Here is a 25,302-nt window from a genome sequence, read left to right on the forward strand (position 1 = left end):
CATTTAAACAGCATCAACAAAAGTAAAATTACCTTCCACATACTGTACATCGTCGTTATCTTCTAGTTCTTCAACCAATGCAGATAATTTATCAATTAACTCTTTATCGCTAATTTCAATCAGATCTTTTGGCTGCCGTGAAAGACGAGCAAGTTCTGGTTCTCCGAATTTTGCATAAAAGGCATCGCGTACTTTACCAAAATCTTTTATTTCACAAGTTATAACGTGTAATCCTTCTTTGTCATTTTCCTCAACATTCAATACTTCTAATTCGATTCCATGACTGAATAAATCATCAAAATTCACACCCTCTGCTTTATAGACAATTAAACCTACATGATCAAAAAGGTAACTAACACTTCCTGTTTCTCCCAAGTTTCCACCCTTGCGAGAAAATATATAACGTACCTCAGAAGCAGTACGGTTGCGGTTATTAGTCAAGGCATGGACAATGAGTGCAGTGCCAGAAGGCCCATGACCTTCATATTGTATTTCCTCGTAATTTTCTCCAGCAACGTTACCAGTTGCATTTTTTATTGCTGTTTCTATTTTATCTTTTGGTAGATTTTCCTTGCGTGCAGCAAATATAGCAGAGCGAAGGCGCGGGTTGAGTTCGGGTAGCCCTTGCTTTGCAGCAACTGCTATTTCTCTGATCAGCTTCGTAAATTTTTGAGAGCGCTTTGCATCCTGAGCGCCTTTCCGATGTTTTATATTTGAAAATTGTGAATGACCAGCCATATTCAAATAGTTAAAAACCTAATTATATATCAAAGCATAGAAAAAGCTAAAGCAAATTTTCAAGCCTCTGGCTTGGCATCTTGCAGGTTTTCTGCTAATAACATACTTTCATACTGCTCAACTTCTAAGTCAAGGCCAAGAGCTGAATGGGCTGCTATTAAATAGTTAATAGACTTAGAAAAATATTTAGAATCTTTATAGCTTGCTATATTCTGGAAACGCTTAATTGCTGCTAAATATTCACCACGCTTCAAGTAAAATTTACCGATAGAATACTCTTTTGTTGATATATGTTCTGTGATTAGCTTTGCTTTTTCCTTTATCTCGCCTACATATTCGCTGCCTGGAAAGAGATTAATGTATTCTGTAGCCAGCTCTAAAGTTTTATATGCAGTTTGCTGTCCAAGTTGCACTTTATTAATTTGCATGTAATAAGATAATACTCTTAAGTAGTATACATATGGTAAATCTTCACCATTTGAATAAACATATATATAATCAGCCATATCACTTGCAGCACTGCTATAGTTACCCATATTATAGTGAGAGACCCCAGATAATAATTTTGCTTTCATTGCCCAATAAGAAAAAGGATACAAATCCTCTATCTTATGAAATGCCCTAATAGCTTGTTTATATTTTTTCTGGTCAAAAAGTTCAACTGCTTCTTCATATAGTTCAGTTTCAGTTTTTTCAAGATCATCCGCATACGATTGTGTAAAGGAGCAAATTAGGAAAACAAAGCACGTGATTAAAGTCTTATACATAAGATTTTTTTCGATCAAAATAAAGTATAGACCTAAATATTACTTAAATAAATAAATTTCTTAGGCAATAGCCGGCCCTTCTTCTTTATAACTACGGTCAGAACTACCTGCATTTCTTGATTCACCTCGTCCTTCCACTTTTGGATCTTTCAGCGTCTTACTGTAGGAATGTATAGTTAAGACCTGTACAGCCATAAAAATTGCAATACCTATCAAGCCTAAAGTAGGTCCAACAGCAGGATTTAAGGACGATGCTAATGCTATTAACATTATCCTTCTTATTAAAAATACAGAAGAACCAGCAAGCGCCAATCCGGCTACAGATATATTGCTAGTTTTCTTGCTAGATTTCTCATCAAGATCAGACTTTTCTGTTTCCTTTTTCTTATTTTTTTCATGCTTATCAATATAAGAAACAAGAGTTGCAAGAAAAGCAATTGCATTGGCAAGAAATAAAATTGCATCCTCTGCTGCTTCAAGTGAAGATGTTTCACCCATTATCATACCTACAATAACCAGTGCAGTTGTTATAGCCTCAATATAGATCAAACACTGACCTATATCAGAAATATTGTGCTCTTTTTCCTTTACTTCCTCTCCATTTTCAATAATCTCCAACTCTCGTTCTTTTTGTGCTATCTTCCTATTATTGTAAATTAAATATAGCGTACAAATAAGAGATAAGACTGTAAAAGGTAATATAGTGTGGCTTAGCGCGCCACTTATCACGCCAAGTAATACCTGATCGCTATATGTTTTTTCCAGTTCAATCGCCATCCGCAATGTAAATGGGACCATTGTTGCCAATGATGCACATTTTCTATATAGCTCTCTTTTTTTTAGTGCTAATAGTTCTTGTTCTAGCCTTTCTCTTTTGACTTCTTTATCAACTGTTGGCCAAAAATCCCAAAAAAACTCTTCTAATGGTTCAAAATCTCTTTTTTTCTTATTCTTTCCTGGAACCTTTTTAGTAGAAGAAAATTTGCCACTAGGTATTTTCATAATATTAACCTAATTAGTTGTAAGTTAATACAATTATACACCTTTTTGCTTTCTGAGTCAATATCACTAAGATATTAACTACTCTTGTCTATTAACTATTTCCTAGGAGATTTAACCAATCTGTTTGATGCCGGCTAGGATATAATTATAGCCTGACCACATAGTTATAATAGCTGCAACCCATAAACAAATCGCACCTGTATATTGAATCATATAATAATCGTTCATTATTAGCGCTACTACAGCAACCATCTGCAAAAATGTTTTAATTTTTCCAGCTTTGCTTACAGGTAGACTAACATTTGTAGCTATCAGAAACTCCCGTAAACCCGAGACTAATATCTCCCGACAGATGATGATAATCGATGGTACTATTGTAAAATCATTTATCTTATGCTTATAAACTAGCATAATTATCGTTGAAACCACTATTAATTTGTCAGCAATTGGATCAAATAGCTTGCCAAACTTTGATTGGACTTTCCACGCACGCGCCAGGTAACCATCAAAAAAATCCGTAATGCACGCAAACACAAAGATTGATATTGTTATCAGGCCTGCATATTTATTTTCTATATAAAAACTTAATATTATTGCTGGTATTGCAAGTGCACGAGAAATTGTAAGCAAATTAGGCACGTTTTTTTTAAGCATGTAATATCATCTTACGTAATAGGTAAACTTATACAGAAGTACAACAGAGTTCACAAGTTAATAGTTTACAATTGAACATTTATAAAAACTCCATATACTTAAAAAATACAAGCTTAAAATATAAGGATGTAATGATGAACGATGATTTAGATAGTACCACAAAACAAGAAGCGCTTAAGTATCACAGCAGAGGTGGTAACCCTGGTAAAATTTCAATCATGCCAACAAAACCTTTATCTACCCAGTATGATTTGTCACTTGCTTATTCCCCTGGTGTTGCAGCTCCGTGCCTTGAAATAGCTAAAAATCCTGAGGTTGTTTATGATTATACAGCAAAAAGCAACTGTGTTGCTGTCATTTCAAATGGCACTGCAGTGCTTGGACTTGGTAATATCGGTCCTCTTGCTGCAAAACCTGTCATGGAAGGCAAAGCTGTTTTATTTAAGCGTTTTGCTGATATTGATGCAGTTGATATAGAAGTTGGTACAGAAAATATAGAAGATTTCATCAATGCAGTAAGGTATCTTGGGCCAAGTTGGGGGGGGATAAATTTAGAAGATATAAGATCTCCCGATTGTTTTATAATAGAGAAACGCCTGAATGAACTGATGGATATTCCAGTGTTCCATGATGACCAGCATGGAACTGCGGTGGTTGTTGCAGCTGGCATAGAAAATGCTCTTGATATTGTTGAAAAGAAATTAGAGGACGTTAAGATCATTATGAATGGTGCTGGAGCAGCCGGTATTGCATGTTTAGAAATACTAAAGTCCATGGGCGCTAAAAATATAGTGCTGTGTGATAAGCAAGGAGTAATATACAAAGGTAGAAACGAGGATATGAATGAGTGGAAGGAAAAGTATGCAATTGATACTTCCGAACGTTCTCTACTTGATACAATAAAAGGCGCTGATGTATTCATCGGACTATCTGCAAAAGATGTGTTAAATGAAGAGATGTTAAAGAGTATGGGCAAAGACCCGATTATTTTTGCTCTTGCCAATCCCGATCCAGAAGTAAGGCCTGAGTTTGCAAAATCTGTGAGGCCAGATGCAATAATTGCAACTGGTAGGTCAGATTACAACAACCAAGTCAACAACGTAATGGGTTTTCCTTATATATTTAGAGGGGCACTTGATGTACATGCAACAACAATAAATGATGAAATGAAAATTGCAGCTGCAGATGCAATAGCAAAGCTTGCCCGTGAGCCAGTACCAGGTGAGATATCTGCAGTCTATGGCGGTCGTAAAATGGGCTATGGACGTGAATATATAATACCTACTCCATTTGACCCAAGATTAATTTCTATAGTAGCTCCTGCTGTTGCAAAAGCCGCAGTTGATTCAGGTGTTGCAAGAAAGGCAATACAAGATTGGAGTAAATATGAAAATCAATTAAAATCTCGTCTTTCTAATGTTCTCAGCACGCTGAATTTACTATCTTCACATATGTAATTTATTGGATAAAGTTAAAAGTGATAAACCAACCTAAACTCTAAGCCATATATGCCAAACCTATTGGTAATGGTTGCAGTTGTTGATTCAACACGTGCAGTTTCATCAACTTTACTTCCTCCACCGGCAGGAATATATCCTTCACCAGCTAGTATCTTTATTCCTGGTACAATATCTTTAAATTGGTTATCAAGGATACCAAAATAGCGTAAACCAGCAAATGCTTGAGTTTGTGCTGTAAGTTGGTGATTGATACCAAGTTTTGCTTGGTAAGCCAAGGCACATCTGGTTTTTCCTAGAAATTTAACCCTAGTTACACCTGCACCAATACCAACATATGGGGTGAATGGCATTTTTGCTATATTAAAATCACGATATACATTGACCATTCCAGCTAAGTTATTAAAACCTTCATTTTTCATCTTAAATGCAGCTCTGAACTCTGCTTCAACACTACAATTTTCTTGAATGTGAATATCAACCTTTCCACTTCTCCAAGGTGAATTGCATTCCGCTCCAGTAGACGCATCATTGTGACGAAGAAGTTCAATATATCTTGCTTTTTTCTTATCTGAATAATCTTCATCATATAAGTTAGTCTGAGAATATAAGCCTTCAAACTCAACTCTCATATTTTTGAATAAATACCCTATTGCAGCACTACCGGCAAACTGTATGGTCCCAGAGTGTGATGGTGTGGATTTAGTATAAATAATTCTGGAGACTGTGTCCACTGATAACATATAAATTCATAAGGAGTAAGACCCTTAAGAGTTTTGAGTCTCTTTGCATAATTATAAGCCATAACAAAGTTATAAAGGTGTTCTTTAAGTTGCTGGTGCGATTGATAGTAATACTTCTTAACTGTAGCATCCTTTAAAGTTTTATTCATACGCTCGACTTGCCCATTCGTCCAAGGATGGCTAACTTTTGTCAAACGATGTTCAATAACATTCTCTTCGCAAACTCTATCAAATATATGTTGGAAAGCATACTTATGACGCTTCTGGTTTGTAAATTGTATACCGTTATCTGTCAAAATAGTATGGATTTTATACGGTAAAATTCTAATCAAATTACGTAAGAACTCAGCAGCTATGGGTTTTGTAGCACTGTTACACAACTCAACATAGGTAAATTTGGATGTCCTATCAATAGCAACAAACAAATGTAATTTGCCCTCCTCAGTTCTAACTTCAGCAATATCAATATGAAAGTAACCGATAGGATATTGTTTGAATTTCTTTTTTGACTTAACTTCTCCATCAACAGTTGGTAATCTGCTAATGTTGTGTCTTTGTAAACAACGATGCAAGCTAGAGCGAGTCAAATGCGGAATTGTAGACTGCAGAGCGTAAAGGCAATCATCTAGTGGCAGTAGTGTATACTTGCGAAATGTAACTATTATAGCTTCCTCTTCTAGCGTTAAAACAGTTGATCTTGGATGCTTTGGACCCATATCAGCATCTTTCGTAAATGAACGTTTTCTCCACTTAATAATAGTTTTTGGATTAAGGTTATAATGCTTGGAGAGTTTTGCTATGCTCTCTTTTCTATTTTGTATTGCTCTACGAATCGTCTGTGTTGTTTTGGCGCACCCATGTAATATCTGTCCCATAATGACTCCTTAAATGATGATGATAGTATACCATCACTCTCTGGGACCATACATCTAAGTTATTTATTTTATCATCGTAAGATAAGCACCTAAATGAAAAAGTTAGCAAAACCAATAGATATGTGAATTTAAATCTTTCGCCCACCACAAAGCCTCCCTGCATAACTTGTCATTCCATTATTATAGTATGCTTCTATTTTTTATGATAGCAACTTTTTATTGCGCTCAATCGTTTTAGATTTATAATGAAAGTATTGTAATTTAAAGCAAATCAATGACTATTGCAATTCACGAATTAGAGAGAATCATCAAACAATCGTTCCCCGACGCTGATATAAAGATTCATGATCTTGCTGGAGATGATGACCATTATCATTTAAAAATAAACTCCAAGTGTTTTCTTGGAAAGACAAAAATAGAACAGCATAAAATGGTATATAAAGCTCTGGAAGGTCAGTCTATACACGCCTTGCAACTGGAAACTAATACTTAAAAATAAGGTGAATTTATGAGCAATTTTGAACAAATAAAAAAAGATATAACAGAAAATGATGTGGTATTGTATATGAAAGGCACTTCTGATTTTCCTCAATGCGGATTCTCTGGACTCGTCGTGTCAATCCTAAAAAAATTGAACGTGAAGTTTAAGTATATTAACGTGTTGGAGAATGATGAAATACGTGAATCTATAAAAAAGTTTTCTGATTGGCCAACAATTCCACAATTATATATAAAGGAAGAGTTTATTGGTGGTTGCGACATCACTCGCGAGATGTACGAAAAAGGCGAACTGCAAAGTTTATTGAAGGAAAAAAAAATTATTGCGGAATAAGTACCAAGAAACCAGTGCCCAGACGCTGGATAACGTAGTATAGCTATGAAAAAGGATCTTATGTCTTAAACCGTATCCGTTCAGGGGAGCGGCAAAATAAGGTAGACAAAGCAAGATAATAATGTTGATGTTAACACTATTGTCAAGTTTACTGGCCTTTCTATTAGTGAGATTGAAGAATTAAGTGTGAGCGGTTACAAATAATTTACCATTTCTTCTGGTTTCACTATCCTTTCAAACTCTTCCTCAGTGAGCAGTTGAAGTTTTGCTGCTGCTTCTTTTAGAGTGATATTTTCTTTATAAGCAAGCTTCGCTATTTTTGCTGCATTGTCGTACCCTATATGCGTATTTAATATAGTGACCAACATCAACGACTGATTCAGTAAATCTTTTATCCTCTCTTCATTTGCTTTAATACCAACTACACATTTTTCTGTAAAATTTAAACTTGCGTCAGCTAAAAGTCTTATAGACTGCAAAACATTGTAAATTATCACTGGCTTAAACACATTCAATTCAAAATGACCGTTTGAACCACTAATGGTTACAGCAACATGATTTCCCATAACTTGAGTGCATACCATAGTCACCGCTTCACACTGAGTTGGATTCACTTTACCTGGCATAATTGAAGAACCAGGCTCATTTTCCGGTAACATTATTTCCCCAATTCCGCATCTTGGACCAGAACCAAGCAACCTTATATCATTTGCAATTTTCATTAAACTGACTGCTACTGTATTGAGTGTTCCACTGAGCTCAACTAAAGCATCATTTGCTGCTAGCGCTTCAAATTTATTGCCTGCTGAAGTAAATGGAAGGTTAGTAATTTCTGCAACTTGGCTTGAAAAATCTTCAGCAAAACCCTTTTTAGTATTGAGTCCCGTGCCAACTGCAGTGCCACCTTGTGCAAGCTCATATATATCACTTAAAGTTGATTTTACTCTCTCTATCCCCTTTTTAATCTGGACTGCATAGCCAGAGAACTCCTGTCCTAGTGTTAGGGGGGTTGCATCTTGCAGATGAGTACGTCCTACTTTTATTATATCTTTAAATTCCTGAACCTTATTATCCAGCACCTTATGCAATTTTTCAAGATTTGGAATAAGCAAGCGGTTTATCTGGTCTGCTGCTGCTATATGCATTGCTGTTGGAAAGGTGTCATTTGACGACTGACCATAATTCACATGATCATTTGAATGTATTGGAGATTTACTACCCAAATTACCACCTAAAATCTCTATTGCACGATTGCTGATCACTTCATTCATATTCATATTAGTCTGCGTTCCGGATCCGGTTTGCCAAACAACAAGCGGAAATTCATTATTAAATTTGCCATCTATTACTTCCCTCGCGGCTGTGCAAATTGCGTCCCCTACCCTATCATCTATAACACCATGTTTCATATTAACACGCGCTGCTGCAAGTTTTACTATTGCTAATGCTTTAATCAGAGGCTCTGGCATTTTTTCTGTGCCAATCTTAAAATTTTCTAAAGAACGCTGAGTCTGCGCTCCCCAGTAATGTTCACTTGGTACTTTTACTTCCCCTAAGCTGTCTGATTCTATTCTCGTCTTTCTATCCATATTTTCCTCCTGGTGTTATGCAAACTGGTTCACTACATAATTTTTTCATGCCTACTTCTTGGTTAATTAAATCATACTAGATCCAAGTAGTCAAGTGTACGAACATTGCAATTTTCAGGTAACTTGCATGGTAGATGCAAGTAGCTGACACTGATTCACTTTATGATGGTGTCATTCCAGTCTGGAATCCAGCCTTTTCATAATCATCAAAACGTTGTATTTTAACATAAAACGGCTACTTTTATGCTTACCAACTTAATAAAATTCCTGGATCCCAGTGTCTGGGCACTGGGATGACACCCTTCTGGTGGACTCAAATCACGATGTTTGCACAGCTGTACGCTTAGTTCTGGTTGCACGCTACCATTCTTGTACATCCATAAATAGAAAATTTACGCTTTAAAAGGATCATATACATCGATTTCCTTAGAATTACTCTTTTTCAATTTTTCACTTAATAATCTTAAAATAGGCTGTAAATCACCATTAATTGATAAGCACAGCACTTCTTTATTGAGATAATTAGCTAGGTGATTCTTCTTTTCCAGAATTTCTGCTTCCCTCAATAAGTCGCATTTGTTTAATACTACAATCTCTTCTTTTTCAACAAGATCACTATTGTAAAGTTCCAATTCATTATGGATACAACTATAAGCCGAAACAACGTCATCGTGAGTTACATCGATTAAATGAAGTAAAATTTGACACCTTTCTATGTGCTTTAAAAATTTATGCCCGAGCCCAACTCCAAGGTGAGCATCAGTAATTATTCCAGGAATATCTGCTATTACAACTTCGCTATCATCCACTTTTACCATGCCTAAATGAGGTCTTACGGTGGTAAATGGATAATCGCCTACTTTTGTATCGGAATTTGAGCAGCGAGTCAAAAATTTTGATTTACCTGCGTTTGGCATGCCAATAATTCCAACATCTGATAAAACTTTTAGTTTTAATAATACATGTTTTTCTTCGCCAGGCTGACCGTAAGTAAAATGTCTTGGTGCCTTATTAGTAGAAGATTTAAAATTAGTATTTCCAAGTCCACCTTTTCCACCCTGTGCTACTTGAAATTCCATACCAGGCTTGTCAAGGTCTACTATTATCTCTTCACTTTCTTCATCAATTATTTGTGCACCGACTGGAACTTTAAGTATAACGTCTTTCCCTGCTGTGCCAGATCTATCCCTGCCTGCACCATTTTTTCCACTATCTGCTTTAATGTGTCTTCTATAACGAAAATGAAGCAAAGTGTTGAGATTAGCGTCGCTGATGAAAACTATGTTTCCACCCTTTCCTCCATTACCACCATTTGGACCACCAAATTCAACGAACTTTTCTCGACGAAAACTTGCACAGCCATCACCACCGTCACCAGCTTTTAAACACAATTTTACTTCGTCTATAAAACCCATGCTAACCCACGATAATATTTAGCATCCTTTCCTAATGCGCTTTCTATTCTGATTAGCTCGTTATACTTCGCGAGTCTATCAGAACGCGATAGCGACCCGGTTTTTATTTGCCCGCAATTTGATGCAACTGCTATGTGGGATATTGTTGTGTCTTCTGTTTCACCTGAGCGATGAGAAATAACAGCTTTATAGCCATTTGATTTTGCCATTTCAATAGCAGCAAAAGTTTCTGTTAACGTCCCTATTTGATTTGGCTTGATCAGTACAGCATTTGCCATTTTTTCCTCTATTCCTTTGCATATCAGTTCACAATGTGTAACAAACAAATCATCCCCAACCAATTGAATTTTACTCCCCAATTTTGCAGTAAGTAATTTCCAACCTTCATAGTCGTCTTCACTCATTGCATCTTCTATAGACATTATTGGATATCTTTCCACAAGATTACAATAATATTCAGTCAACTCTTCTGAAGTAAGATCTCTGTGTTCAAATTTGTAAATTCCATCTTCATAAAAAGTAGATGAAGCAACATCAAGGCCTAGTGCAAAATCACTTTGCGCTGAATAACCTGCTGATTCTATAGCGTATATGATCAAGTCAAGTGCTTCTTCAGTACTTTCAATATTTGGTGCAAAACCACCTTCATCTCCTACGTTTGTGCTATAACCTTTTTTCTTAAGAATGCTACGTAAGTTGTGGAACACCTCCGCAGACATTCTGATTGCTTCACTGAAAGTCTCAGCCCCGACCGGAAGAATCATGAATTCTTGGAAATCGAGCTTATTGTCTGCATGTACTCCACCATTAATTATGTTAATGAGTGGAACCGGCATAACACTCATCTGCTCTCCTCCCAAATATCTGTAGAGCGGCATATTGAAGCTGTTTGCTGCTGCTTTTGCAACCGCAAGAGACACACCCAAAGTTGCATTTGCTCCAAGTTTAGATTTATTTTTTGTTCCATCCAGTTCAATTAATGCTTTATCAATTGCATTTTGGTCCGCTGCATTCATTCCAAAGATTTCATCTGCTATTATCCCATTTACAGCTTGAACAGCTTTCAGCACTCCCTTACCACAATACCTTTTCTCATCTTGGTCCCTGAGTTCCAAGGCTTCTAATTTACCAGTTGAAGCTCCAGAAGGTACAGATGCTCTACCTATTACTCCATCACAGAGTTCAATTTCCACCTCAACAGTAGGGTAACCCCTGCTATCTAAAATTTCTCTTGCAAATACATTGTTGATTATCTTATTCATTACATTAACCCTTTACTAGATTCACAATTGTGTGCACGGAACGTTCTGTCTCGGAAGATGTTATCCCAGCGCTGTAACATTTCAGTGTATGAACATTGCAATATACAGGTAATTTGAGTAGCGGATGGTGTCATGCAAGTAGCTGACACTGGAATCCAGCTTTTACTATACAGCCACCTGGTGTGCTCATTTACGATTAAGTTTTCTGGATCCCAGTGTCTGGGCACTGGGATGACATCATTCTTAGTGGAAGTTACCCCCATATCACAACGTTCGTACAGTTGTGTGCTTCGACACTGGGATCCAGCCTTATTACACAATTTTATCATATAAATCCTCCCAGTCCGGATTCTTTTTCTCAATTAAATTCATTTTCCATATATATAATTGACTAGATTCCAGTTTGCATGACACCAGTACTTGCATTTATTCTATCGTTTAACTAGATGTTTGTATAGTTTCTGCTATGAGCTTTGCAGCTTCCTTTGCCAATTTAGCTATATTACTACCAGCACCAATAAATAATACTATATCACCTGGACTTGTCGAATCACTAATAAAATGTGAAATGAGCAAAGCATCATTCATAATTTTTGTGTTATTAAATCCATTACTGATTAAAGCTTTTTGTATATCATCAATTCCACAACCAGGAATGGGCTTATCTTCTGGAGGATGAACAGGAGTAAGGATGACATAATCAAACATCATGAAAATTCGTATGAATTCATCAAAAAAATTACGAATGCGAGCAAAACGAAGTGGTTCGATAATTCCTATTACTTTTCCTTTAGTAATCGAACGTGCAGCCGTTAAAGTTGCATATATTTCATTTGGATGATGGGCATAATCCTCAATTAACTTAACACCTTTAATATTGGCAATCAAAGAGAATCTTCTTGCTACTCCTTGAAATTCCAAAAGGCCTTTTTTAATATCTGCATCGCTAATCCCGAGTTTTATCGCAACTGATATTGCAGCCAAGGCGTTGCTTACTTTGTGAATACCTATTGCGTTTGATAGTACTATGTTTTTTAAAGGGCTGGATCCCAGTGTCACGCACTGGGATGACAGAGGGTGATGGGATGACACCTGCTTTTTTGTCATGCAAGTAGCTGATGCTGGAATCCAGTTGTTCAACACGTCAAATTCTATGCTGTTAGCATGCTGTTTAATGTTGCTGGCTCTTATGCTACCATTCTCAAACCCAAACGTTATAGAATTACTCGCATCATAATCGATGTCTACAGAATCAGGTAAAACTGCAGAACCTGCATTATTCACGAATTGGGAAAATGCATTTTTAATATTATCAAATGTGCCGTAATAATCTATGTGGTCATTGTTGATACTTGTTATGACAGCAATCTTTGCAGGGATTTTTAGCATAGTTCCATCAGACTCATCAGCCTCGATCAGAAAAGTGTCACTCTTTCCAAGTTTTGAATTACTCTGATACGAATTTAGTATTCCTCCTACAATTACAGTTGCATCAATATTAGAATGATCAAAAATGGAAGCAATCATAGCCGTTGTTGTTGTCTTTCCGCTTGAACCTGAAACCGCTATCACATATTTACCTTTCATAATTTCAGCAAGTATGTCTGATCTATGCAAAACGGTTTTATTGTTATTTTTTGCCGCAATTAACTCCACATTATCAGATTCTATTGCAGAAGAATGTACAACTATTTGAGCTTGGCTTATATTATTAGCATTGTGACCAATATAAACCTCTATACCTAGCTTTTGTAACTTATTTATATTGTCGTTTGATTGTGCATCACTGCCTTGAACTTTGTAATTGGAATTGTGAAGAATTTCAGCAATAGCGCTCATTCCGATTCCACCTATACCAATAATATGTATTATTCCTTTTTGAGTTTTGTTAATATTTAGCAGTAGATGTTTACTCATTACTAAATTTATTATAGTATAATTTAAAATCCTCATAGTATCGAACCCTCTTACCGAATACAATGATAAAAAACCTAACCTTTCTATGCCTAATATTTGTTTTGATAAGTAGCTGCAGTGTTAGCAACAGGTTTAACTGCACTGCAGGTCATTATAAAATTGGCAGCAGCTACACAATAAATGGTATAACTTATTATCCAAAAAACTGTAAACACTATGAAGAGATAGGGATAGCATCGTGGTATGGAATAGAAGATCATGGCACACTTACAGCAAATGGTGAAGCGTTTAACCGTCACTTGATCTCTGCAGCGCATAAGACTTTGCCCTTACCCTGCTTTGTTCTTGTCACTAATTTAGAAAATGGAAGAAAGCTTGTTACAAGGGTTAACGATAGAGGGCCTTTTATTGAAGGCAGAATAATAGACTTATCAGAAAAAGCAGCTCAAGTCTTAGGATTTCATAAATCTGGGCTTGCAAAAGTAAAAGTTCAATACCTAAGAAAGATGTCAGAACAATTGATACAAAATACTCCTCATTATAGAAAGCAGTATGAAAAAGAAATACAGAAACGTCACCCAAAACAAGAAAATGCAGAAAGTAAGGGATATGTTGCATTTTTTAAAAGTGCTCAGGCTGCTAAGTCAGCTGCATCAAAGCTTCGCAATCAAGGAATAAAAAATGTTAGATTGCTTTTTAAGAACGATCAATATTGCGTGAAAGTGAGTTATAGGTAGTGGTGAGTGCAGAATTTGAAAGATTTGGTTAATGTAAGGAACGCTGGCTAACTATTGTAAGTTAAAAATGTGATATAAAAAAGATATCAACAATTTATAGCTATACCACCGCGATATCTCTTAGCCGCTAACACGTAGCGGAATGACGAGCTTATCGTCACGCCACCGCTAACCGTCATACCGCGATTTATTCGCGGTATCTCAGCCGCTAACAAGTAGCGAAATGACAGCAATCCTACGTCATACCGTCACGGTATCTCTAGATCCCGCTAACAAGTAGCGGGATACTTGACCTTTACAGGGATGACAGTTGTCGTTTAGCTGCAAATGTTAAGAAATTTACCAAATAAAAAAAAAGGCAAAGAAACCCTAGGGTAGCTAGTATTCAAATTCTCCCTTGTCTATTTGACGTCTTTTACTGTCTTAAACACTTTATAAGCGCGTTTCGGCTTGTATAGGTAGAAACCTAAAAGTTTTATAAAGACATGAGGTGCACATAGTGCAAAAAATTAAGCATGACTTACGCCAAATACATTAAGTTTTTTGTCATTAATCCACTGCAGAGATTGCGAAGATAAATAAATAGCTTCAGTTTCATGATAAGAGGGCTGGCGGAGTTTGTCAAGTAAGTTTTTCGTTTCATCCAATGCGCTGCCAAAAGTTTGTTATGCAAGAATGCACTAGCCATTTCTCACAGATTCATTTAAACTTAATCAAGTAGGAGTATTATTAACGCGAAAAGAGTTTAATTAGAGATTTAAGTGATATGGCGCGTGAGGAAGATATAAACCAATTAGTAGAAAATGGATTTGATATTAACTCAAAAGATGCAAGTGGAATCACTCTCTTGCATAAGTTCACAAAAGAAGGCAATTTAGTTGGAGTAAAGTCATTACTAGAGCACGAAGCTGATTTCAATGTCGTAGACAACGAAAATAGAAACCCTCTGCATTACGCCATTATGCATGGACACAAGAAAGTTGCTAAACTTTTTGTTAACCAACTGACAATTAATTCCAAGGATAAAAATGGATTCACTCCACTGCACCTTGCTGCACTACAAGATGACACGGAATTAATAGATTTTTTGATAATAAAAGGCGCAAAAATTAATGAAAAAGATGTCAAAGAGGGCTATACTCCTCTTCATATAGCTTCACTATACGGTTCTAAAAAAAGTGTTCAAATTTTAATTGATAGCGGAGCAAATCTCGAATGTGAAGATAACAATTTTCGTACTCCTTTGTTTTTAACCATTTATCAATGCACCGCACATTATGACAGCAGAGCAGAAATTATAGAATATCTGATAAAGAAAGGTGCAAATATAGAAGCCAAAGATGCAGAAAATAACACTACGCTTTTCCTAGCAGCGTATAACAACAAAATGCAAATAGTAAAGCTTATTGCAAAAAAACAGCAAGCAAGTAACGATAAAATTAAACTTAAAGAGTTTTTTTGCACAAAAAATAACCATGGTTTTGATGCATTAGATTGCGCTATTGAGCATAATAATAGAAAAATGGTAACATTTCTTGTATCAAAAGGAATAGATGCAAATGATCAAGATTTTAATGGCAACGCCAGGCTGCATAAAGCTAGCCATAATGGTAACACTAAAACAGTTAAGCTCTTATTGAGGCTTAAGGTAAACATTAATGCTGTTACTAAATGCAACAGAACTCCCTTGCTACTCGCAGTTAAAAAAGGCCATACACAAATTGTGAAAATGTTATTGGAAGTTAGAGCCAATATGAACATTTGTGAGCAACAAGGTTTTGCACCTCTACATCTTGCTGTTCAAAAGGATTATTTTGATATAGCTCAGTTGTTAACAGAAAAAGGTGCAGACCTTAACATTAAGTGCAATAACGGTCATACCGCAATAGATATGTTCATTAGCAAGGCTCATAGCAAAAAAAACATCGAAGAAAATTACAAAAAATTTTGTAGATTTTTGATGCTTTACCTGAAAGAGCTACATAGTAAACACAAAGCCTGTTGTATACTTTCAACCCTAGCTCTAAGCTTAACAATTATAGGCTTACCATTTATTTTCAAGCCTATTATTAAATACAGAGAAAGAAGTAAAATATATAAAAAAATTAGGGCTATGCTGGTCTACATTTAAGTACAAGAAGAGTATACAAAAAATAAATAGCCAAAGCTAATACACGACAATTATCTGCTCGATGAAAATGAGATTAAATACATTTTTAATATTTTTATAGAAATCTATTAGTATAGATTTTGTATGCTGTTCTAATGGCTATTTTTAAATGCTTAATACTCCTCTTCATTATTTCTTGCACACATCTACCTACCAAGCAATATCCTATTAACATAGACAATTATAAGCACGATTATCCGTTGCAACAATATAACACCTCTTTGGAGATTAATGAACCGGCAATACCAGAAATTATGCCTTTACCAATAGAGTTTCCCGATCTCACAATCAGTAATCAGCTTATTTCTATTAATGTTAGTGAAGAAGTATCAGTAAAGGATTTGCTGATTGAGATAGGAAAACTTTCTGACGTTAACTTGGATATGGACCCAAAAATATCAGGTAATATTATTTTAAAGCTAAAAGATAAGGATATAAACGAAGTAATTCAGAGTATAGCAAATAGCGCCAAACTGCGTTACTCAACAAGTAATGGTGTAATTAGAATTGAGCAGGACTTGCCATACGCACAAAATTATTACGTAGACTTCATCAATATTCAACATTCTGCTCAAAGCAGTTTCGTTATTAATAACAATATTACTAACAGTGATGGAAGTAACGTTGATAGGGACTATAACAATGTTATGAAGTCTCAATACAGTAGTGACTTATGGAATTCATTAGAAAAAGGCTTGAATGCAATAATGGATGTTAACGGGGTGGATGATGGCGAATTCCTTTCATCCAACAGAGAAGCTGGTGTTATTATTTTGAATGCTAGAAAAGATGTCCACAAAGCTGTTGAAGAATATATTAATAAGGTTAAGAAGTTAGCGTCTTCTCAAGTAATGATAGAGGCAAAAATAGTTGAAGTTGTGCTAGATGACAAATACCTTTCTGGTATGAACTTAAATGACTTACAAGATGGAACTAAGTCTATAATAAATCAAGATAACTCCATTATTAACCTAGCAATGAACTTTGGTGCAAATGATCTAGGAGATTTAGTAAAAAATTTAGACAAATTTGGCACTTCAACTGTAATTTCAAGCCCCAGAGTACATGCTATAAATAATCAGCAAGCGATGATTTCATTTACTAAAAACCATATTTATTTTACCTCCGATATACAAAAAGATACTAGAAACTCTAATCAGACCTTAATTACGAAGATGAATAGCGTCCCAATAGGTGTTGTGCTAATAATCCACCCAAGCATTAACATTGATACTAGTGAAATATTCATGGATATACATCCAACTTTATCAAGAATTAACGGCTACACTAAAGATCCAGATATAGAGTACGTCGCACAGCAGAGTAAAATGAAATTAAATAGCGACATTCCAATTGTTGAAATCAGAGAAATGAACTCTATGTTAAAAATTAAGAGCGGTGAAATTATGGTAATCGGCGGGCTTATAGAACATAGAGAAGATAAGCAAAGCTTATTGCATCAGAAATCAAAAAGGCTAGCGAATAATATTAGAACAGTAGAAACTGTCATTTTTTTAAAAGCAACAATCGTACCAACATTTGGTTTGTTAGATAGAAAAGATAAGAATTTATATATATATTAAATTATCACTAAAAATTAAATATCAAACCAACTTCAATATTGTGAGTAGATATGTCATCTGCAACAGGTATCGGAACGCTAAAGTAACGATAGCCGAGAAAGGTTTTGATTTCTGGGATTATTGAATAATCAACACCAAGTTTTATTTGATAAGCAAACCAAGGAACATTCAGTGGCATTGAATTTTGGGGTGACCCATTAATCCTTTTTAATCTAAAAACTGTTGGTCCTATACCAAGACCGATGTACGGAGCAAATTGTGTATCCTGAACGCTGGGATTGTAATAGAAGTTTAACAAAAACGCAAATATACTTGCTGATTTATCAAATACCGGAGGAGAATTACTATCTTCAATATTGGCTATAGAATACGCGGCTTCAAAATCAATTTTACCATTTTCTCCAGCATAGTAACCTAAAGACATGCTGCTAAACCACTGGAAATCAATTTTACCATCAAATTGCTGTATACTTTTAATTTCATCTGCCACTATATTTTTTATTATAAAACCATAATGACTTTCAACTAAAGTTAGGACTCTCTCCCCTATTGCCTTTATACCCTTTACAAATGTTTCTGAATTATCATGGTATACCTTACCACCGTTAGCGCTAACATAAAAATCAAGTTTTTTTGATTTTTCTTTTGTAGGCTCAGCTTGATCTGCAATACGTGACCACATATTTTTCTGATCAGCTACTTGGAGAATAGAAGGTTGTTCAATAGGACTATTTTCAGGTTCTTGATATTTTAAATCCTCTGTTAGTACTTCTTTTTCAGTAACCTCTTTAGAATGCATTACATCTTCATTATTGTCCGTTTCTAGTTTTAAGAGTTGTGTTCCAATAACTTGTTCAACGTGTACATAATTACCGATATAAGTAATAAAAAAATAGACACATGAAATTAAAATCAAAAATAAAGTAATAGATCTTTTAGTTATCACAAATGAACCCATAATTATCATTTATAGTATAACCATCATATCATATATTTCTTTAATGTACAAAAATTAAGAAAGAGTATTTCCAATTAAATAATTATTCTCTACGCCTGTAACATTAACTTTCACAATACTTTTAGCTTGCGCTCTTGATTCAAGCTTTATTAATGCAAAATTTTCTGCTCTACCGACATTATTTTGCTCAACCAGAACACTTTGCTTAGTGTTGATCAAGGATTGACAAAAACTGCTCATAATTTCTTTATTTACTTCTCTTAAATTTTTTACTCGTTCTTTACGCACATTCTCTGGTACTTGTGGCATTCGTGCAGCAGGTGTATTTTTCCGCTCTGAATATGGAAAAGCATGTAGGTAAACTATATTTGTTTTTTTCAGTAAATCAACTGTATCCCGAAACATTTCATCAGTTTCTGTTGGAAATCCAGCAATAATATCAGCGCCAAATGCTATATTAGGCCTCAAGCTCTTCATTTTATGACAAAATTCTATCACTTGTTCTCTGTTGTGACGACGCTTCATTCTCTTTAGTATTAAATTATTACCAGATTGTAAACTCAAATGTAAATGAGGCATAAGTCTTGACTCATTAGCTATTAAATCCATTAATTCGTCGTCAACTTCAGCAACATCGATAGAGGAAAGTCTTAGCCTCTTCAACTCTGGTATATCCTTTAAAACTCTCCTAATCATTGAACCAAGTGATGGCTTACCCAACAAATCTGTACCAAAGTCAGTAATATCAACCCCTGTAAACACTACTTCTTGATATCCATTTTCTACAAAGATCCTGATTTGCTCTATAATACTGTTTATTGGCACAGATCGATTATTCCCTCTTGCCTCAGTAATTGAACAAAATGTGCAGCTATGATTACAACCATTTTGAATTTCAATAAATGCCCTTGACTTATCTTCAAATCCATTAATTAGAACAGGTTCTACTTGGTTATCACTGACCAAGATTTTATCGTCATTTAGTAAGTAATTTTCAGCTTTTAGCTTATCTTGATTACCGAGCACTTTACTTACACCAGGAATGCTACTGTAAACTTCTGGATCCAACTGAACAGCACAACCAACTACGATAATTTCTTTATTTGGATCATTTTTGTAAATCTTACGTATCTTTTGCTTTACCTGACGTTCTGCTTCGTTTGTCACTGCACAGCTATGCACCACAACAACATTTTCTCTCTTTGCTTTTTTTAATGCTTCTTTGATTAACTCGCTCTCGTAAAAATTTAGACGACAACCAAATGTTATCACTTCATTCATGTTAGTATTTTTTGCTTTAATAGACCTAAATTATATCAAATATCCAAGCAAAGTCTCTTGCATGACTATTTTTTTGTAAATAAATGCTATGCAAGCAGCAGACACTGGGATCTCAACGATTTTCACTCAGACACAGTATCACTCCTTTGCTTAGAGGTTGTCCGGAAACAAGTAAAAGGCTATAATATCTGAAATTTTAGTACGGGGTAAAGATGAGAAAAAAGTATCCAACAGATCTAAGCGAAAGGGAATGGGCAAGAATAGAAAAACACTTCAGAGTATCATACAAGAAAGGAGGAAGGCCGCCAAAGTATAGCAAAAGAGAAATATTAGAAGCAATTTTCTATGTATTGCGTACAGGGTGTCAATGGCGGTATTTACCAAATGATTTTCCGCTATGGAAGACTGTGTATGAGCAGTTCAGGCAATGGAAGAAGCAGGGAATTTTTGAGAAAATGAATTATGAAATTACAAAATATAGTAGAAGAAAAATAGGAAGGAATGAGCAGCCGAGTGCCTGTATAGTAGATAGTCAATCTGTAAAGACTACAGAAAAGGGGGGATCAAAGGCTATGATGGAAGTAAAAAAGTAAAGGGTAGAAAAAGGCATATAATTACAGACACTCAGGGTTTTATACTAGGTTGTTACGTAGGCGCTGCTAACGAAAATGATAGAGATGGTATTAAAATAGCATTAAACAATATGAGAACAAAATATACTAAAGTTAAAAAAATGTGGGCTGACATGGGATACCAAGGAAGAAATTTAAAGAATCACATAAAGGAAGAATATGACATAGATATTGAAATTGTTACAAGGCCTCCATGTAGATTTTGGGTGCACAAAGATACGCCACCTGAGCTACTACCAACAAGAGAACAAGGGTTTAAAGTACAGCCAAGAAGATGGGTTGTAGAAAGGACTTTTGCTTGGGTTAATAGGAATAGAAGGCTATCGAAGGAGTATGATTTACTCACAACATCCACTGAGAATTTCATATACCTAGCTATGAGTAGGGTTATGTTAAAGAGGGAATATGCTTGAATTTACTTGTTTCCGGACAACCTCTAACTTTGCTATTTTTCTCTCTAGATTCTTGCAAAGTTCTACAAGATTAACCACATTACCTCACGTTTTCTCTATGATTATTTTTTTAGATTACTTGTCTACCTTATTTGCCGTTCTCCTGAACGAATATACATAAGCTATAAAAACTATCTAATAGCTACCCAAAACCCTTATTTCCCACTCAAGTTCAACATTAAATTTATCCTTTACTGCATCTTTTACTTTGTTGCCAAGGTTTTCCAAGTCAGATGCAGTTGCATTATCGTAATTGAGCAAGAAGTTACAATGTTTCTTAGAGATTCTAGCTCCACCAATATTTAACCCTAGGCAGCCAGATTTATCAATTAACTCCCATGCTCGGTAGTTTTTTGGATTTTTGAATATGCACCCAGCAGTTTTTCCTCTTATTGGCTGGCTTTTATTTTTCCTCTCAATAACTTCCTTTAACCTTTGCAGTATAAGCTCATACTCTGAGTTTACTCCTTTAAACTCAGCTTCAACAAAAATCCAATTTCCTTTTAGGCTATGTCCACGGTAAAAATACCCCATTTCTTCGCTGGAGAACTCATATAGGTTTCCATCCTCTAGATTCACTGCTTTTATGGATTGTACAACGCTTGCGATGTCACTACCATACGCACCTGCATTCATTTCTATTCCGCCACCAACTGTTCCTGGAATTCCAACTAGAAACTCAAGTCCACTAATTTGTTGCTCTCCTGCAAAGTAAGCAAGGTTCCTGAGCAGCGCAGCACCACCTGCAACAATGGAGTTGTTACCTTTACTTTTTATATATGAAAATTCCTTACCCAATTTTACTATTATTCCTCGAATGCCACTATCCCGCACTATTATGTTGGATGTTGCACCGATAACGTTGATTGGCAACTCAGTGTTTTTAATCAAGCATGTTAAATCTTCAATATCACGTGGTTTAAATAATATATCAGCTCGTCCACCGACATTTAACCACGTTGCTTTAGACATTAAGATGTCATAACGATAGACTCCACGTACTTTAGGTAAGCTTATAAGCATTTTGATTTCAACTCTAACCCTGCATCCATACCCATTTTCTCCGCATCTTCTATAAATGAAGTGCGCTCAGTGAAGTATATATTTTTTTCATCTGCCAACATACAACGAAGATGTAGCATATTTTCGCTCACATATTCAGCCAAAGCTGCAAGTGGTTTAAAACATGAACCATTCACTGTCTTCATAAAACTGCGCTCTGATTTCACTCTTATAAAAGACATATTATTATTAATTTTCTCTAAAAGATCGATAATTTTTACATCATTCCTTCTACATTGAATACAAATCGCTCCCTGTCCCACTGCACTTAACATAACTTTTGGTGGCAATACCTCTGTAATTAAGTGATGTTTTTCTAATCTTATGAGCCCTGCTTCAGCTAAAATTATTCCATCAAAACTTTGATTTTGCAATCTAGTTGTTACATTTCCACGTAACGGTACTATATTTAAATCTGGTCTAAAATTTAGTAACTGAACTTTTCTTCTTATTGCAGAAGTGGCAATAATAGCCTGTTGTGGCAAAGACTCAAGGCTATTGTGTTTATGAGAAATAAACGCATCGCATGGACTTAGCCTTTCTAAAACACAAGGAATTGTTAAGCCCCCTGAGAAAAACGCAGGCACATCCTTTAACGAATGAACTGCCATATCTATATTATTTTCGAGCAATTCAGCCTCAATTTCTTTAATGAATAATCCTTTACCTCCTATTTCAGCAAGATTTGCGTTTGCATACCTATCTCCAGAAGTTTTTATCTTAACAATTTCAATAGATAAGTTAGGAAAAGAGTCCAGCAACTTTTGTTTTGCTTCCAAAGCCTGGGCAACTGCAAGCTTGCTTCCTCTGGTACCTATTTTGACTAGCATATGTACGACTGTTTGAATACCAAACCTTAACCTAATTAATTATTTAAACACTTTGGTAACGTGTATCGCATGAACTTCGGTTAACCTCTCTCTGATGTCATCCGAGTAGCTGACTACTTGGATCCAGTTTATATGAGCCTTTGCATTTATTGTACTTTAACTTAAAACCAAAAGCAACTTTGCCTTTACAAAATAATAACCTTTTATATGCATAAATAAGCTTACTGGATTCTAGTGTCAAGCTACTTGCATGACAAGGTATAAACCTTATCGTCATACCACCGCGAACCGTCATACCGTCACGGTATCTCTAGATCCCGCTAACACGTAGCGGGATGACGGTTGTCGTTTAGCTATAAATATTAAAAAATTTACCAAGCGAAAAAAAAGGCAAAAGAAGCCCCGTGGTGGTTGGCTATTTACTATGTACTAAAATATCGGCGTTTTTTTTATTCTAAAACGCTTGATTAAGAGCGATTTAGCTGCTTTTAACTTGCAACTAACCTACACCGCAAGTGTTTAAGAAATTTACTAAACAGGAAAAAAGGCAAAGAAACCCCGTAGTAGCTAGCATTCAAATTCTCCCTTGTCAATTTGACGTTTTTTGCTGTCTTAAACGCTTTGTAAGCGCGTTTCGGCTTATATAGGTAAAAACCTAAAAATTTTTAAAGACATGCGATGCACGCAGTGCGAAAAATTAAACATGAGACGCCAAATACCCTAAGTTTTTTGTCATTAACCTGCACAGATTGCGAAGATAAATAAATAGCTTCAGTACCATGATAGGGGGGCTGACAAAGCTTGTCAAGGAATTTTTATGGCCTAGCGTCACGTGCTGGAATGACATTTGGGAATATGTTATCCGTTTGTCACTTCTAAATGATAAGAGCCTCAATGAATTTATTAGTTTATTACATGTCTCTTTTCATGTATAAATCTATAGAAAGTTTTATACGGAAGTTGTTTTATGAGCAAAATTATAGAAATCAGAGCACCAAAAACTCTTGGTGGTGAATCAGTTACAGAAGGTATAGTAAAAATAAAGAAGGGTATTGGAGAAGCAGTAAAAGTAGATGACTTGATCTTTGAAATTGAAACTGACAAAACAGCACTCGAATTAACTGCAGAAGCTTCAGGGCAAATAACTGAATTTCTTATAAAAGAAGATGATGTAATAAGTCCTGATCAATTGTTAGCAAAGCTTTCCATGGGAGAAGTAAAAGAGGAAGCGAGAAAAGAAGATAAAAGCGAAAGTGCTGCTAAAAAAGATGCTCCATCAGCTCGTAAAATTATGGAAGAAAATGCAATCAGTGCAGAAAGCGTCAAAGGAACTGGCATGGGAGGCAGAATAACAAAAGCAGATGTGATAGGCCATATGAACAAAGCTGAACAACCTGCAATAAAACAATATGAATTGCCAAAAAGTGTAGTAAATGGAGAGCAAAGAGAGGAACGAGTAAAAATGAGCAAAATAAGGCAAGTAATTGCCGCTCGTTTGAAAGCATCGCAAAATACTGCTGCAATACTGACCACGTTCAATGAAATTGACATGAAAAATGTCATGGATCTAAGAGCAAAATATAAGGACGCCTTTGAAAAAAAATATGGAATAAAACTTGGTTTTATGTCGTTTTTTATAAAGGCAACGGTGCAAGCATTGAAAGAAATTGCTGAAATTAACGCTGAAATCTCAGGCGATGAAATCATATATAAACATTACTATGACGTAGGTGTTGCTGTTGGCACCGATAAAGGTCTTGTTGTACCAGTTATTCGGGGTGCCGATCAGATGTCATTTGCAGAAATTGAGTTGACTTTGGTTGCTCTTGGCAAAAAAGCTCGCGAAGGTAAATTACAAGTATCAGAAATGGAAGGTGCAACATTCACTATCTCAAACGGCGGAGTATACGGTTCGCTTCTTTCTACTCCGATAATAAACCCTCCGCAATCTGGAATACTTGGAATGCATTCAATACAAAACAGGCCAGTTGCTGTTGGTAATGCAGTAGAAATCAGACCTATGATGTACATTGCTCTCTCTTACGATCACAGAATAGTTGACGGCAAAGGAGCAGTAACTTTCCTCGTTAAAATAAAAAATTATATAGAAGATCCAAATAGATTAGTTTTGGAAGTGTAGCTCAAATGAATTGTTGTTAATCCAGTATTGCTAAAAACCTAAATGTCATCTAGTTCTGCCAGCAGTTTAGCAACTTCCGGATGATCAGGGCCATAATGTTTCTCAAAAATAGGCAAGGCCTGTTCAAGCAATTTCTCTTGTTTCTTGTGATCGCCCAAAGCGCCATAGGCAATACCTGTTTCTTTTTGATTGCTAAAGCCCGTTCA

General features: G+C 35.6%; 23 protein-coding genes and 2 pseudogenes. 8 read left to right on the forward strand and 17 right to left on the reverse strand.

Going from position 1 to position 25,302, the window contains the following annotated elements:
• Nucleotides 1–3: 3 nt before the first annotated feature.
• The 4 genes from AACH21_RS04185 to pgsA all read right to left on the reverse strand — a co-directional run bounded on the left by AACH21_RS04185 (nt 4) and on the right by pgsA (nt 3,161).
• Nucleotides 4–738 (reverse strand): YebC/PmpR family DNA-binding transcriptional regulator, encoded by a 735-nt coding sequence (locus AACH21_RS04185; RefSeq protein ID WP_006280005.1) that lies wholly within the window; start codon nt 736–738, stop codon nt 4–6.
• Between the two features lie 59 nt (nt 739–797).
• Complete coding sequence (locus AACH21_RS04190; protein WP_338482261.1) at nt 798–1,505, reverse strand: outer membrane protein assembly factor BamD; 708 nt, start codon at nt 1,503–1,505, stop codon at nt 798–800.
• Nucleotides 1,506–1,565: 60 nt separating this feature from the next.
• Nucleotides 1,566–2,507, reverse strand: coding sequence for a hypothetical protein (locus tag AACH21_RS04195; protein ID WP_338482262.1), 942 nt, complete (start codon nt 2,505–2,507; stop codon nt 1,566–1,568).
• Nucleotides 2,508–2,618: 111 nt separating this feature from the next.
• Nucleotides 2,619–3,161: a CDP-diacylglycerol--glycerol-3-phosphate 3-phosphatidyltransferase gene (pgsA, locus tag AACH21_RS04200; RefSeq protein ID WP_077188089.1), complete on the reverse strand. Its 543-nt coding sequence runs from the start codon at nt 3,159–3,161 to the stop codon at nt 2,619–2,621.
• Nucleotides 3,162–3,295: 134 nt separating this feature from the next.
• On the opposite strand from pgsA, the gene AACH21_RS04205 reads away from it, so the two are divergent.
• The gene (locus tag AACH21_RS04205; protein ID WP_077188090.1) at nt 3,296–4,618 is read left to right on the forward strand and encodes a malic enzyme-like NAD(P)-binding protein; all 1,323 of its coding nucleotides are present in this window, start codon (nt 3,296–3,298) and stop codon (nt 4,616–4,618) included.
• A gap of 14 nt (nt 4,619–4,632) precedes the next feature.
• On the opposite strand, the gene AACH21_RS04210 is transcribed toward AACH21_RS04205, so the two are convergent.
• Together AACH21_RS04210 and AACH21_RS04215 are read right to left on the reverse strand one after the other, a co-directional pair.
• Entirely contained in the window at nt 4,633–5,250 is a 618-nt protein-coding gene (locus tag AACH21_RS04210) for a P44/Msp2 family outer membrane protein (protein WP_338482263.1), read from the reverse strand.
• Between the two features lie 17 nt (nt 5,251–5,267).
• Nucleotides 5,268–6,236: an IS481 family transposase gene (locus AACH21_RS04215; protein ID WP_338482264.1), complete on the reverse strand. Its 969-nt coding sequence runs from the start codon at nt 6,234–6,236 to the stop codon at nt 5,268–5,270.
• A 274-nt stretch (nt 6,237–6,510) separates the two neighbouring features.
• Between AACH21_RS04215 and AACH21_RS04220 the strand changes: the two genes are divergently transcribed.
• Complete coding sequence (locus tag AACH21_RS04220; protein ID WP_006280012.1) at nt 6,511–6,729, forward strand: BolA/IbaG family iron-sulfur metabolism protein; 219 nt, start codon at nt 6,511–6,513, stop codon at nt 6,727–6,729.
• A gap of 15 nt (nt 6,730–6,744) precedes the next feature.
• Nucleotides 6,745–7,068: a Grx4 family monothiol glutaredoxin gene (gene grxD / locus AACH21_RS04225; protein ID WP_006280013.1), complete on the forward strand. Its 324-nt coding sequence runs from the start codon at nt 6,745–6,747 to the stop codon at nt 7,066–7,068.
• Between the two features lie 194 nt (nt 7,069–7,262).
• Here grxD and fumC read toward each other — a convergent pair whose 3' ends face one another.
• The 6 genes and pseudogenes from fumC to murC form a co-directional block, all read right to left on the reverse strand.
• Nucleotides 7,263–8,657: a class II fumarate hydratase gene (gene fumC / locus AACH21_RS04230; RefSeq protein ID WP_338482266.1), complete on the reverse strand. Its 1,395-nt coding sequence runs from the start codon at nt 8,655–8,657 to the stop codon at nt 7,263–7,265.
• Nucleotides 8,658–8,878: 221 nt separating this feature from the next.
• The gene (locus tag AACH21_RS04235) at nt 8,879–9,034 is read right to left on the reverse strand and encodes a hypothetical protein (protein ID WP_179943761.1); all 156 of its coding nucleotides are present in this window, start codon (nt 9,032–9,034) and stop codon (nt 8,879–8,881) included.
• Between the two features lie 15 nt (nt 9,035–9,049).
• Entirely contained in the window at nt 9,050–10,072 is a 1,023-nt protein-coding gene (gene cgtA / locus AACH21_RS04240) for an Obg family GTPase CgtA (protein WP_006280016.1), read from the reverse strand.
• On the reverse strand, nt 10,060–11,334 hold the full coding sequence (gene eno, locus AACH21_RS04245) for a phosphopyruvate hydratase (protein ID WP_338482268.1): 1,275 nt from the start codon (nt 11,332–11,334) through the stop codon (nt 10,060–10,062). Before eno ends, cgtA begins: the two co-directional genes overlap by 13 nt.
• A 128-nt stretch (nt 11,335–11,462) precedes the next feature.
• Nucleotides 11,463–11,579 (reverse strand): annotated as a pseudogene (locus tag AACH21_RS07135) (WPE palindromic element domain-containing protein); the annotation flags it as partial.
• A 193-nt stretch (nt 11,580–11,772) separates the two neighbouring features.
• Nucleotides 11,773–13,287, reverse strand: a complete 1,515-nt coding sequence (murC, locus tag AACH21_RS04255) for a UDP-N-acetylmuramate--L-alanine ligase (RefSeq protein WP_236514979.1) — start codon at nt 13,285–13,287, stop codon at nt 11,773–11,775.
• A gap of 26 nt (nt 13,288–13,313) precedes the next feature.
• Between murC and AACH21_RS04260 the strand changes: the two genes are divergently transcribed.
• From AACH21_RS04260 to AACH21_RS04270, 3 genes are all read left to right on the forward strand, one after another.
• Nucleotides 13,314–13,988 carry a septal ring lytic transglycosylase RlpA family protein gene (locus tag AACH21_RS04260; RefSeq protein ID WP_338482270.1) on the forward strand — a complete coding sequence of 225 codons (675 nt, stop codon included), beginning with the start codon at nt 13,314–13,316 and terminating at the stop codon, nt 13,986–13,988.
• A 766-nt stretch (nt 13,989–14,754) separates the two neighbouring features.
• Nucleotides 14,755–16,119, forward strand: a complete 1,365-nt coding sequence (locus AACH21_RS04265; protein ID WP_338482271.1) for an ankyrin repeat domain-containing protein — start codon at nt 14,755–14,757, stop codon at nt 16,117–16,119.
• Nucleotides 16,120–16,253: 134 nt separating this feature from the next.
• Nucleotides 16,254–17,741 (forward strand): type II secretion system protein GspD, encoded by a 1,488-nt coding sequence (locus tag AACH21_RS04270; protein WP_077188083.1) that lies wholly within the window; start codon nt 16,254–16,256, stop codon nt 17,739–17,741.
• Nucleotides 17,742–17,748: 7 nt separating this feature from the next.
• On the opposite strand, the gene AACH21_RS04275 is transcribed toward AACH21_RS04270, so the two are convergent.
• Entirely contained in the window at nt 17,749–18,687 is a 939-nt protein-coding gene (locus tag AACH21_RS04275) for a P44/Msp2 family outer membrane protein (RefSeq protein WP_049973647.1), read from the reverse strand.
• A gap of 66 nt (nt 18,688–18,753) precedes the next feature.
• The gene (gene mtaB / locus AACH21_RS04280) at nt 18,754–19,980 is read right to left on the reverse strand and encodes a tRNA (N(6)-L-threonylcarbamoyladenosine(37)-C(2))-methylthiotransferase MtaB (protein ID WP_338482272.1); all 1,227 of its coding nucleotides are present in this window, start codon (nt 19,978–19,980) and stop codon (nt 18,754–18,756) included.
• Nucleotides 19,981–20,192: 212 nt separating this feature from the next.
• Here mtaB and AACH21_RS04285 point away from each other — a divergent pair.
• Nucleotides 20,193–21,025: pseudogene (locus tag AACH21_RS04285) on the forward strand (IS5 family transposase).
• A gap of 174 nt (nt 21,026–21,199) precedes the next feature.
• Here AACH21_RS04285 and murB read toward each other — a convergent pair.
• Entirely contained in the window at nt 21,200–22,087 is an 888-nt protein-coding gene (gene murB, locus AACH21_RS04290; protein WP_236515092.1) for a UDP-N-acetylmuramate dehydrogenase, read from the reverse strand.
• Nucleotides 22,078–22,956, reverse strand: coding sequence for a hydroxymethylbilane synthase (gene hemC / locus AACH21_RS04295; RefSeq protein WP_338482274.1), 879 nt, complete (start codon nt 22,954–22,956; stop codon nt 22,078–22,080). The genes murB and hemC overlap by 10 nt, the downstream gene beginning before the upstream one ends.
• 967 nt (nt 22,957–23,923) lie before the next feature.
• Between hemC and odhB the strand changes: the two genes are divergently transcribed.
• Nucleotides 23,924–25,096, forward strand: a complete 1,173-nt coding sequence (gene odhB, locus AACH21_RS04300; RefSeq protein ID WP_077188159.1) for a 2-oxoglutarate dehydrogenase complex dihydrolipoyllysine-residue succinyltransferase — start codon at nt 23,924–23,926, stop codon at nt 25,094–25,096.
• Between the two features lie 38 nt (nt 25,097–25,134).
• Here the strand turns inward: odhB and AACH21_RS04305 are convergent, their stop codons facing one another.
• The gene (locus AACH21_RS04305; protein WP_338482275.1) at nt 25,135–25,254 is read right to left on the reverse strand and encodes a tetratricopeptide repeat protein; all 120 of its coding nucleotides are present in this window, start codon (nt 25,252–25,254) and stop codon (nt 25,135–25,137) included.
• Nucleotides 25,255–25,302 lie beyond the last annotated feature (48 nt).

The organism is Wolbachia endosymbiont (group A) of Ophion costatus (assembly GCF_963969245.1).
Classification (GTDB): domain Bacteria; phylum Pseudomonadota; class Alphaproteobacteria; order Rickettsiales; family Anaplasmataceae; genus Wolbachia; species Wolbachia pipientis.

Coding starts and splice junctions, on each gene's coding strand:
- AACH21_RS04185 (WP_006280005.1), bottom strand. CDS start 738: ATGGCTGGTCATTCACAATTTTCAAATATAAAACATCGGAAAGGCGCT.
- AACH21_RS04190 (WP_338482261.1), bottom strand. CDS start 1,505: ATGTATAAGACTTTAATCACGTGCTTTGTTTTCCTAATTTGCTCCTTT.
- AACH21_RS04195 (WP_338482262.1), bottom strand. CDS start 2,507: ATGAAAATACCTAGTGGCAAATTTTCTTCTACTAAAAAGGTTCCAGGA.
- pgsA (WP_077188089.1), bottom strand. CDS start 3,161: ATGCTTAAAAAAAACGTGCCTAATTTGCTTACAATTTCTCGTGCACTT.
- AACH21_RS04205 (WP_077188090.1), top strand. CDS start 3,296: ATGAACGATGATTTAGATAGTACCACAAAACAAGAAGCGCTTAAGTAT.
- AACH21_RS04210 (WP_338482263.1), bottom strand. CDS start 5,250: ATGAGAGTTGAGTTTGAAGGCTTATATTCTCAGACTAACTTATATGAT.
- AACH21_RS04215 (WP_338482264.1), bottom strand. CDS start 6,236: ATGGGACAGATATTACATGGGTGCGCCAAAACAACACAGACGATTCGT.
- AACH21_RS04220 (WP_006280012.1), top strand. CDS start 6,511: ATGACTATTGCAATTCACGAATTAGAGAGAATCATCAAACAATCGTTC.
- grxD (WP_006280013.1), top strand. CDS start 6,745: ATGAGCAATTTTGAACAAATAAAAAAAGATATAACAGAAAATGATGTG.
- fumC (WP_338482266.1), bottom strand. CDS start 8,657: ATGGATAGAAAGACGAGAATAGAATCAGACAGCTTAGGGGAAGTAAAA.
- AACH21_RS04235 (WP_179943761.1), bottom strand. CDS start 9,034: ATGTACAAGAATGGTAGCGTGCAACCAGAACTAAGCGTACAGCTGTGC.
- cgtA (WP_006280016.1), bottom strand. CDS start 10,072: ATGGGTTTTATAGACGAAGTAAAATTGTGTTTAAAAGCTGGTGACGGT.
- eno (WP_338482268.1), bottom strand. CDS start 11,334: ATGAATAAGATAATCAACAATGTATTTGCAAGAGAAATTTTAGATAGC.
- murC (WP_236514979.1), bottom strand. CDS start 13,287: ATGAGGATTTTAAATTATACTATAATAAATTTAGTAATGAGTAAACAT.
- AACH21_RS04260 (WP_338482270.1), top strand. CDS start 13,314: ATGATAAAAAACCTAACCTTTCTATGCCTAATATTTGTTTTGATAAGT.
- AACH21_RS04265 (WP_338482271.1), top strand. CDS start 14,755: ATGGCGCGTGAGGAAGATATAAACCAATTAGTAGAAAATGGATTTGAT.
- AACH21_RS04270 (WP_077188083.1), top strand. CDS start 16,254: ATGGCTATTTTTAAATGCTTAATACTCCTCTTCATTATTTCTTGCACA.
- mtaB (WP_338482272.1), bottom strand. CDS start 19,980: ATGAATGAAGTGATAACATTTGGTTGTCGTCTAAATTTTTACGAGAGC.
- murB (WP_236515092.1), bottom strand. CDS start 22,087: ATGCTTATAAGCTTACCTAAAGTACGTGGAGTCTATCGTTATGACATC.
- hemC (WP_338482274.1), bottom strand. CDS start 22,956: ATGCTAGTCAAAATAGGTACCAGAGGAAGCAAGCTTGCAGTTGCCCAG.
- odhB (WP_077188159.1), top strand. CDS start 23,924: ATGAGCAAAATTATAGAAATCAGAGCACCAAAAACTCTTGGTGGTGAA.